Source organism: Microbacterium sp. B19, assembly GCF_000333395.1.
Classification (GTDB): Bacteria; Actinomycetota; Actinomycetes; order Actinomycetales; family Microbacteriaceae; genus Microbacterium.
On sequence record NZ_BADA01000443.1, the window covers coordinates 1 to 1,960 of the forward strand.

Annotated in this window: 2 protein-coding genes; both read right to left on the reverse strand. The window is 70.6% G+C overall.

Annotation, left to right across the window (positions count from 1 at the left end):
- A partial coding sequence (locus I5G_RS15765; protein ID WP_026095999.1) for a shikimate dehydrogenase occupies positions 1-723 on the reverse strand: 723 nt, incomplete at its 3' end.
- A partial coding sequence (gene mltG, locus I5G_RS15770; RefSeq protein ID WP_022879921.1) for an endolytic transglycosylase MltG occupies positions 717-1,960 on the reverse strand: 1,244 nt, incomplete at its 5' end. The genes I5G_RS15765 and mltG, both read right to left, overlap by 7 nt.

The following is a 1,960-nucleotide window of genomic DNA, read 5'->3' on the forward strand; positions in this document are numbered from 1 at the left end:
CAGCATGGGCAGACCGTTGATCGCCGCGTTCCCCGCCGCGAGCCACTGCTCGGCGAGCGACGTCGGCCAGTTGCCGTACACGACGTCGACCAGCAGTCCGCCGTTCTCCGCGAGAGGACGGATGCCAGGACCGGCATCGACCTTGCCGGGCAGGGCTCCGACGGTGACGTCGACCGGCTCGGGCGTGGCCGGCGCATCGAACGACGATCGGACGACCTCGATCCCCACGGACGCCCCCAGCGCGCGCAGCGGCTCGATGGCCTCGGGGCGCCGCGCCACGACCTCGACGCGCGGGGCGCCGAGTTCGGCCAGCGACAGCACGGCGGAGGTTGCGGTCGCACCTGCCCCGAGGATGCGCGCGGCGCGGGGTCGGGCGACCCCCGCTTCGCGCAGCGCGCGCGCCAATCCCCCGACGTCGGTGTTGAAGCCGCGCGGACCGTCGTCGGCCAGCAGGTACGTGTTCACCGCACCCGTGCGGCGCGCCGCGTCGTCGAGCGACACCGCCGCCCGTGCGGCGACGTTCTTCAGCGGCATCGTGAGCGAGAGGCCCCGCCACGTGGCATCCAGGTTCTCCAGAGCCGCGGGGAACCCGGCCTCGGTGACGCGCTGACGCCCGTACTCCCACAGCAGACCCAGCTCGCGGTACGCCGCCGCGTGCAGCGCCGGCGACCGCGAGTGGTCGATCGGGTCTCCCCAGACGGCGAGCCGGGTGCCGGTCAGCATCCGCTGTTCGGGTTCGCGCTGCACCAGTCGCGGAACTGCTGGACGGCCTTCTCCTGATCGGCGTACGTGGTCGAGAACACCGTCTCGCCGGTGTCGAGGTTGACCGTCGTGAAGTAGTACCAGGTTCCGTCGACGGGGTGCATGGCCGCGTCGATGGCGAGGTCGCCGGCGTTGGCGATCGGACCGATGGGCAGGCCCGGGTGGATGTAGGTGTTCCAGGGGTTGTCGCTGGTGAGGGCGTTCTCCGACGACGACGAGCTGCCCGCGCTGATCTCCCCGACGCCGTACTGCGCCGTCGAGTCCATCTGGAGCAGACCGTGGGTCTCGTCGTTGTCGGGCTGCAGGCGGTTCTCGATTACCCGCGAGACCTTGTAGAAATCGTCGGAGTTGCGCGCTTCGCGCTCGATGATCGAAGCGATGATCAGGATCCGTTCGCGATCCGCCGGCGGAACGCCGGCCTGATCGAGCGACTGCACCGTGCGCTGCACCATCTTCTGGATGACCTGCGTCGCGGTGACCCCGTCGTCGAAGTCGTACGTGGCCGGGAAGATCCAGCCCTCGAGCGTGGATGCCGACACCCCGTACTGCGACGGATCGGCCACCGCCGCTTCGAAGTCGGCGCGCGGGATCGAGAGCTGCTCGGACATCGCGTCGAGCGACTGGTTGAGTGTCAGACCCTCGCGGAGCTGGACCGAATGATTCAGGCGGCTCGCCGGATCGCGCAGCGCCGTGAGCACGGCGGGCGACGACATCTGCTGCTGCAGCTTGTAGACGCCAGGTTGGAACGTGAAGGCCACGTTGTTCTGCACCATGTACTTGTACAGCGAGTCGGACTGCTTCGTGATCCCGGCCTCGAACAGCTTCGGCGAGACCGATTCGCCGGTGTCGCCGGCGACGATGGTGACCCGGGCCTCGCCGGTGGCCATGCCCTCGGCGTAGTCCGTGGGTTCGCCGGTGCCGAGGAACTCGCGCACGCGGTCGCCGTAGGTGTTCCAGAGCGCGAAGCCGCCGCCGACGATTCCGCCGATGATCACGAGCACGACCGCGAGGGCGATCCAGCCGCCGACGCGGCGGCGCCGCTTCGGGGGGCGTGCGGCACCGCGCACGTCGTCGGAGTGGGCGCGGCCCGAGAAGAGGTCTTCGAGCGATCCGGATGCCGGGGTGCGGTCAGCGGCGGCGGCTGCGACGCCGACGGGCGCGGCCTGCCGCTGCGGACCGGGTTCGCGCTGCCGCCGCG